Origin of the sequence: Enterococcus sp. HY326 (assembly GCF_026157065.1) — a bacterium.
In the GTDB taxonomy this organism is placed as follows: domain Bacteria; phylum Bacillota; class Bacilli; order Lactobacillales; family Enterococcaceae; genus HY326.
The window spans coordinates 1-7,159 of the sequence record NZ_JANLGQ010000017.1; the positions used below are offsets into that span (position 1 = coordinate 1).

Sequence of the window (7,159 nt, forward strand, 5' to 3'; positions counted from 1 at the left end):
AAGAAAATTGTTTGAAATATTATCCAATGAAAAGGGAGGATTTCTCACGCGAAAAGAAGTTGCCCAACGAATGTGGAATGGTCAACCGACAAGTTCACACTTGGCGCAACTTTCTCAAATTGTTAGTCGGATTCGCCTGAAATTTGCTCGATATGGATTTACAGAACAAAGTATCGAAACACACTGGAAAAAAGGCTATAGAGTTTCAGACGAAATAGAACCATTTAACAATATAAATTGAAAAGAGAACCTGTTTTGGGATTTTATCCTAAAGTAGGGCTCTTTTTATTTAGTTTATATAAATTTTGCAATCTTATATAAATTACTCGCGGAGAAATTAATAAAGGTGAAACATTTTCTTTAGTGGGTGAATCAGGCTCAGGTAAAACAACTATAGGACGTGCTGTTGTGGGTTTGGACAGTGTGACCCATGGGAATATAATATTTGATAATAAAAAGATTAACCAAAAATTGTCCAAAGAATACATGGAAAGTAAAATTGGTGTTAGTATCAAATCTTAGACAGCTTTTCATAGAGACAAGAATAAATTAAACTTATCTACGAGAGGATCAATTTTTATGACCCGATATGAAGAAAATTTTAAACAGATGATTGTTGAACTGAATCAAACTGGACGTTCTGTTCGAGGTTGGCGAAAGAATATGGCTTATCTGAAGTAACGATTTACAAATGGAAGAATTTATATTTACCTGATCAGTCCACAGGACTGACTGGAAAAGAAGTGGCTGAACTGAGAAAAGAAAATGCTCGTTTGAAAGAGGAACTTGAAACCTTAAAAAAAGCCGCAGCCATATTCTCTCGGAAAACCTAAATTCGCTTGTTCAATTTATTGAAAAATGGTGTAAGGATTACACTGTTTCTTTGTTGTGTCGGTTATTAGAAATCCCTGGAAGTGCCTATTACTTTTATAAGAACAAACCATTGACAGTTACAGAAATCAGAAATAATAATGTAAAGGGCCACAATAAAATGTAGGAAAAAAGGCATTGAAAATGTAGGTTTTTGGCCATTAATAATTGTCTATTTAATCCAAATTTCATTATAGAATCTGGTCTAACTTGACTAGAAACCTTCTAAAGGTGTGATGTACGCCTTTAGAAATCCTGAGCGGAAAGGATGCGGCTCAGTCAAAGGCTATCACACCTTAGTTCCAAGTAAAGTTATACCTAATATAGTGTTATTAAACGTACCTACATCTAATCTGCTTTTCATTGGCCTAAAACCTACATCTTTTTTTGGCCTTTTACACCCTACTAGCAAACGTCAATCTAAATGAGTTTGATTGGTGGGCAACAAATCAGTGGGAAAATCGACACTGTGAAGAGATCCAGAATAAACATAACCTAAATGGATCAGGAAAACATGGGACATCACTACAGAAAGCTAAGAAGCTCAACCAAGCTGAAGGAATCCTACTTGGTACGATATGCGGATGATTTCAAGTTGTTCTGTGTAAACCAAAAAACAGCGTGGAAAATATTTTACGCAACAAAAAAGTGGCTAACAACACGATTGAAACTTCCTATCTCAGAAGAAAAATCGAAAGTTACTAAACTCAAAAAACAAGATAGTGAATTTCTGGGTTTCACAATAAAAAAGATGCGGAGTAGAAACAGGAACATTATGCGCTCGCATATCTCACCCAAGGCGTTGAAAGTTATAGAGTATCAATTAAAAGAACAGATCAAGAGAATCCAAAGAAATCCTAACAGCCAAAAAACAATTGGGGAAATCAGAAGATACAACAGTAAGGTCATTGGAATTCACCAATACTATAAAATAGCGACGTGCATATCCATTGACTTAAAAAAAGTTCATTATAGGTGTCTTCTCCTGATGAAAAATTGATTGAGTAGGAACGGACTAACTAAAAAAGGTAAATACATGGGAAAGGATAAAGGGATTACTCCTTATGCCCGTTCACCAATGATGCGATATTTACAGAGACAATCACTACTACCTATTGGACTAATAAAAACTAAGAATGCATTGTTCAAGAAAAGAAGCATTTGTAAATATACAGAAGCTGGCAGAAAAGAAATGCATACTGAACAAAGTAGTGCGTCAAAACTTAAATTAGTTATTCTACGCAATCTACCAATCAAAGGTACTAGAGGAACAACCGAACTGAATAATAACAGAATCTCATTGTTTATAGCTCAAAAAGGATTGTGCGGTATCATGGGTCAAGAATTAGATATTCATGATATGCACTGTCACCATAAAATACCCTATCGTCTTACTAAAGATGACTCTTACAGCAATCTCGTATTATTAGGCTCTCTCCCCCACCGTTTTATTCACGCAACAAAGAAAGAGACAATTAGAAAATACATGAACATAATCAACCCTAATAGGGAACAGCTTGAGAAACTAAACAAGTTACGAGAGATAGTAGGAAACAAAAAAATATTTCTTAATTAGATAATTGTATCCAGTAAGGATAATTAGGTGAAACAGCACAAAGGATTGAAGAAAAATGATGAAATGTACTAAAATGATGGAACGCCGTATGAGGTGAAAGTCTCACGTACGGTGTGGACTGGGGGAAAAACTGGCGATAACTTCAAAGGTTTACCTATCGGTATTGCTTGCAAAAATCGGAATGGATATTGAGGCAAAACATACGCCCGATATGTTTGCTGAGTGGCGTTATGAGGACGTTCCAAAAAAATTGTGGCCAATCTCCCCCTTTCTGAATTTTGGGGAATTGGTCGAGGTTATGAAAAGCGATTGAATGACCGTGGTATTTACTCAATGGGAGACCTGGCAGCTTATAATCCTTACTTTTTAAAACAAAGTTTAGGTATGTTAGGCGAACAATTATATGCCCATGCATGGGGCATTGACCGGACAAGCTTCAAACAGCCTCTACCAACACTAAATAAGGCGAAAAGCTATGGAAATAGTCAGGTTTTACCCCGTGATTACACGGACAGGGAAACGTTGGTAGTTTTACGAGAGTTAGCCGAACAAGTAGCTAGTCGCTTGCGAAAACACAATGTTCAAACAAAGTGTGTCCATTTAGGGATTGGGTATTCCCGAAATTGACCTGAAGGCGGCTTCTCACATCAACGGAAAATTGAGCCAACCAAACAGTCTAAACCACTAGTTTCTCAAGTTCTGTGCCTTTTCAAAGAGTTTTACGTCGATGGTTGCTTTATCAGGAACATATCTGTCACGTATAGCTCTTTAGTGGACGCTGGAGCCTTTCAATTTTCGTTATTTGAAGAACCAGAACAACAGCTTACTGCATATGAATTAGATACAATCGTTGATTCTGTTAGAGAACGTTTCGGCTTCCCTTCCCTCGTCCATACAAGCTCGCTACTGGAAGCAGGAACAGCAATTGACAGGGCTTCTCTAGTTGGTGGTCACGCTGGAGGGAATGCCAGATTACATCAAGGAGGTGCAAATAATGAGTATTGATGACGGTTTAGCAACAGAATTTTTCAGAACGTATGATGATAGAGGCTTGCTGAAGTATTTAGGATTTTACCTATCCGATCATACGGCTGCCCCTTCTGAAGACCTGGGCGCACGACGAAAAGCAATTGAAGTGAAACCTCAATCAGAAGAAATTGAGATAAATGAAATTATAGAGTTGGCTTATTTGAAAGATTTATACGTGTCAGTGCAAATGAGTGAACGAAATGAAGCGAACCAGTTTCAAGAGGATGTTATTGGCAAGATAATTGGTTCTGATGACTTGAATATTTTTATTGGAAAGCCCCCTATTCCATCTGGACAAATCAGACACATTGAAATCTTTAAAGGATAAAACATATTACTTAAGGAGGAACGTCTTTGACTTTAACTACCGATGTTTATGAAATGATAAAACGAAACAGCTCAGTTGACGTTATAAATCCGGAAACTGGAGAAAGTCAAATCGCATATGACAAGAAAACTTTTGAGGTCTTGCTGGCGTTTGAAGGGATTACATTTCAGGAATTTATTTCTTATGGCAAAAACAATTGTTAGGCCATATTACCAGTAATTAAAGTATATGTTATGCCTAAATTATATAAGGTATAAGTTATACCATAATTAGTATTTAGTAGTTGATGCTTGTCACACATGAATGTATAAGCGTTCAATACTTTAAACAGAAGATTACTATTTAAGGTATATGTTTAATATTAAAGTATAACTTATACCTAATAAAGCCTTATGAAATAAGTGTTTTTGTCCGGAATTAAAATATACTTTAATCGTTGACTTTGGACAGTATTTAACTTATACTTTAATTGCAAAAAGAAATAGGAGGGGTATTATGGCAGCAACTACTTATACTGTAGGTAATTTCAAAGGTGGTGTCGGCAAAACAAAATCAGCCACGCAATTAGCATATGATAATGCAAAGTTTAAAAATCGAAAGACTTGTTTAGTAGATATTGATCCGCAGGCGAATGCAACAAAAATAATGGCAAAAACTGGTAATGTGAGAGAAATAAAATCTACAATAACTGATGCACTCCAATCAAATGATATTTTGTCTTGTGTAGTAAATATTGATGGTAATTTGGATTTAGTTGCTTGTGATACTCGTTTTAGAGCCTTTTCAAAATATGTCAACTCATTTGATGATGAAAAAGAAAAAATTCAAGTGCTTGCCAAGTTATTAGCTCCTTTAAAAGAAATCTACGATGATATTTTTATCGATGTACCGCCAACAATAAGTGAATATACTGACAATGCAATGGCGGCGTCAGATTATACAATCATTGCTTTCCAGACAACGGATGAATCATTTGATGGGGTGAAAAAGTATGTAGGCTACCAACAGTATATGGTTAAGACGTTTGGAATCAAGTTGCAGATTATCGGTATTGTTGCTTGTATGATTGACCCTGATGATGTTCTAGATGAAGATATTTTAAAGGAGGCTAAAGCCCTTTATGGGGATAATGTTTTCAGCAACATAGTAAGATTTCAGAAGAGATTGAAACGCTATTCTCGTGAAGGAATATATATTAAAAAGTATAAAAATGGAAATTATGACCAATGGGATTATCAAGCACATAACGTATTCATTCAAATACTGAATGAGATGGAAGCCAGAAGAAAATTTTTGGAAGCTAGAGTGAGAATGTAAAGGAGTGGTTTAGTTGACAAAAGAATCAAAAAACAGAACAGCATTTGATACAACAGGTGATTATGACGGCCATTACGAACCACTTTTAAGCGGAGAAAATGAATTTGGAAATGATGGCTTTAATAGTTTGATACTTGATAGCAAAAATGATACAGGTCAAGCTAACATGCAAGGTACCAATGGGAATCGTGGGAGACCAAAAGTAATAACTGATGAAAGGCTTAAGGTTACATTTCCTACAAAGATATCCCCTGCTTTAAACGTAAAATTAAACAACTTAAAAGGGTACATGTCAGAGTTCAGTGAGACAACAAGTAGAATAAGTTTTAATAGTGTTGTAGATCAGTTAGCAGAAAGCTATATTGAGTCACAACTACCAGCAACGAAACAAAAGATTTTGAGAGAACAAATCAACCAGGATTTTGAAGACTTGAAAAAATAAATTTTTAAAAACTTTTCCAAATATAAAGTATAAGTTATACCGTATATATTGGTATAAAAAGTATAAGTTATACTTTAAAAATTAAGGTATAACTTATACTTATGAAAAAAATTGTATTTAGAGACCTTGTAAGCAAAGGATTAGTGAATTACTAGTGAAGTACTAATGTTTCCAAGCGTCGTTTTATTTAAAGTATAAGGTATAAGTTAATTAGTATTTAAGATATAAGTTATACCATATTAATATAGGTATAACTTATACCTTAAATGTTTTTGAGCTTGAGTATAGTTTTTATAAATGTTATATTAAAAAAAATTCAAAAAAAAAGACAAGCAAAACTATGAACGCCAATTCATAACTTTGTTTTGTCAAACAAGTGTCTTTTCTTTGTTGATAAATTAAATCTGTCGTTGGACTTATTTTATCAAATTTTGAAAAAAAATTCAATACGAAAAGGCTTATTTGAGTGCGAACTCATTTAGATTCGACATGATTTTAAGCTTTTTTTAAAGTTGAGGACACTGTGTTATTTGGTGTCCTCTTTTTTGTACTCAAAAACGAAAGGCGATGTTCCTATGCAAATCCAAGAAGTGTATTCTTTGTTTTTAAAGCAAGGCATTCGACAATACAAATACAAAAACAGCAAGATCAAACCGATTGACTACAAACCGGATGGAAAAAAAGGTGCTATATTCGGTTTCCGGTCAAAAGAGAAAATGGCCGCCGGCCGTGGGGTTATCTTGACTTCAGAAGAAGCCATTTTAGATAACTTGGATGGCTTTACGCATTGGACACCGAACGTCTATAGTTTTGGAACCTATGCTGACAAAGAAAAAAGCATTGTCAAAGGCCATTCTGAAGACAATTTGAAACAAATCAACACGTTTTTAATCGACATCGATGTACCTGAAGGGGACACTCTCTCTGAAAGACAAATCATCAATTGCTGCATCAACTCAGATTTTGGTTTCTTACCAACGATGATTTTGAAATCCCCAGGGGGATACCAGATTTATTTTGTACTGGAGAATGCGTGGTATATCTCGAATAAAGACAACTATGGTTCCATTCGGATTGCAAAAAGAATATCAGAGAACCTGCGGACTTTTTTTGGGAAATCTCTGCCTGTCGATTTTTCATGCAACCATTTTGGTATTGCTAGAATCCCTCGGACAGACAACGTTGTGTTGTATCAACCACACTTTGTTTACCCTATGCAGCAATGGATTGACTGGTCTATGACATTTGCTCCGGCAAAACCTAAACGTAAAAATCCGGACGGATTACGAGTTTTGAAAGGTAAATCAAGAGGACAAGTTGATGAGCCATGGGTGAAAATTCTCCTTAACCGCAAAGAAATAAGTGGCACTAAAGGCGTGATTGGGCGCAACAATGCCTTATTTACGTTGGCTTTGGCCCACTATGCTTCAGGAATCAGCTATCAAGAGTGCTATGATTTTCTTGACGAGTTTAATAGTTTTCAGCTGGTCAGTCCGTTACGTGAAAAAGAGTACACTCGAACCATCAAAAGTGCCTATTCAGGTAAGTATCAAGCTGCTAGCCGAGTAGTTATCCGCCGGCTAGTGACCAATTGGAC

The 7,159-nt window shown here is 35.6% G+C and carries 10 protein-coding genes and 1 pseudogene; all 11 read left to right on the forward strand.

Annotated elements, in window-relative coordinates:
* On the forward strand, positions 1–241 hold a 241-nt coding region (locus tag ORH16_RS18630; protein WP_265460431.1), incomplete at its 5' end, for a winged helix-turn-helix domain-containing protein.
* A 95-nt stretch (positions 242–336) separates the two neighbouring features.
* Positions 337–501: pseudogene (locus ORH16_RS18635) on the forward strand (ATP-binding cassette domain-containing protein); the annotation flags it as partial.
* A gap of 149 nt (positions 502–650) precedes the next feature.
* Positions 651–833 (forward strand): transposase, encoded by a 183-nt coding sequence (locus ORH16_RS18640; RefSeq protein ID WP_265460432.1) that lies wholly within the window; start codon positions 651–653, stop codon positions 831–833.
* 551 nt (positions 834–1,384) lie between these two features.
* On the forward strand, positions 1,385–1,870 hold the full coding sequence (locus tag ORH16_RS19050) for a reverse transcriptase domain-containing protein (RefSeq protein WP_416207889.1): 486 nt from the start codon (positions 1,385–1,387) through the stop codon (positions 1,868–1,870).
* Positions 1,871–1,906: 36 nt separating this feature from the next.
* Positions 1,907–2,446 (forward strand): HNH endonuclease, encoded by a 540-nt coding sequence (locus ORH16_RS18645; RefSeq protein WP_265460433.1) that lies wholly within the window; start codon positions 1,907–1,909, stop codon positions 2,444–2,446.
* 252 nt (positions 2,447–2,698) lie between these two features.
* On the forward strand, positions 2,699–3,073 hold the full coding sequence (locus ORH16_RS18650) for a hypothetical protein (RefSeq protein WP_265460434.1): 375 nt from the start codon (positions 2,699–2,701) through the stop codon (positions 3,071–3,073).
* 367 nt (positions 3,074–3,440) lie between these two features.
* A complete protein-coding gene (locus ORH16_RS18655) occupies positions 3,441–3,803 on the forward strand; it encodes a hypothetical protein (RefSeq protein WP_265460435.1) in 363 nt (120 codons plus the stop codon).
* A 26-nt stretch (positions 3,804–3,829) separates the two neighbouring features.
* A complete protein-coding gene (locus tag ORH16_RS18660; protein ID WP_265460436.1) occupies positions 3,830–4,006 on the forward strand; it encodes a hypothetical protein in 177 nt (58 codons plus the stop codon).
* 292 nt (positions 4,007–4,298) lie between these two features.
* On the forward strand, positions 4,299–5,120 hold the full coding sequence (locus tag ORH16_RS18665; RefSeq protein ID WP_265460437.1) for a ParA family protein: 822 nt from the start codon (positions 4,299–4,301) through the stop codon (positions 5,118–5,120).
* Between the two features lie 13 nt (positions 5,121–5,133).
* Positions 5,134–5,562: a hypothetical protein gene (locus ORH16_RS18670; RefSeq protein WP_265460438.1), complete on the forward strand. Its 429-nt coding sequence runs from the start codon at positions 5,134–5,136 to the stop codon at positions 5,560–5,562.
* Positions 5,563–6,137: 575 nt separating this feature from the next.
* Positions 6,138–7,159, forward strand: a 1,022-nt coding sequence (locus tag ORH16_RS18675) for a primase C-terminal domain-containing protein (RefSeq protein WP_265460439.1), incomplete at its 3' end; no start/stop codon positions are given.

Excerpts from the sequence above, each read along its gene's own strand:
- ORH16_RS19050 (WP_416207889.1), top strand. The coding sequence starts at position 1,385 with ATGGGACATCACTACAGAAAGCTAAGAAGCTCAACCAAGCTGAAGGAA.
- ORH16_RS18645 (WP_265460433.1), top strand. The coding sequence starts at position 1,907 with ATGGGAAAGGATAAAGGGATTACTCCTTATGCCCGTTCACCAATGATG.
- ORH16_RS18655 (WP_265460435.1), top strand. The coding sequence starts at position 3,441 with ATGAGTATTGATGACGGTTTAGCAACAGAATTTTTCAGAACGTATGAT.
- ORH16_RS18665 (WP_265460437.1), top strand. The coding sequence starts at position 4,299 with ATGGCAGCAACTACTTATACTGTAGGTAATTTCAAAGGTGGTGTCGGC.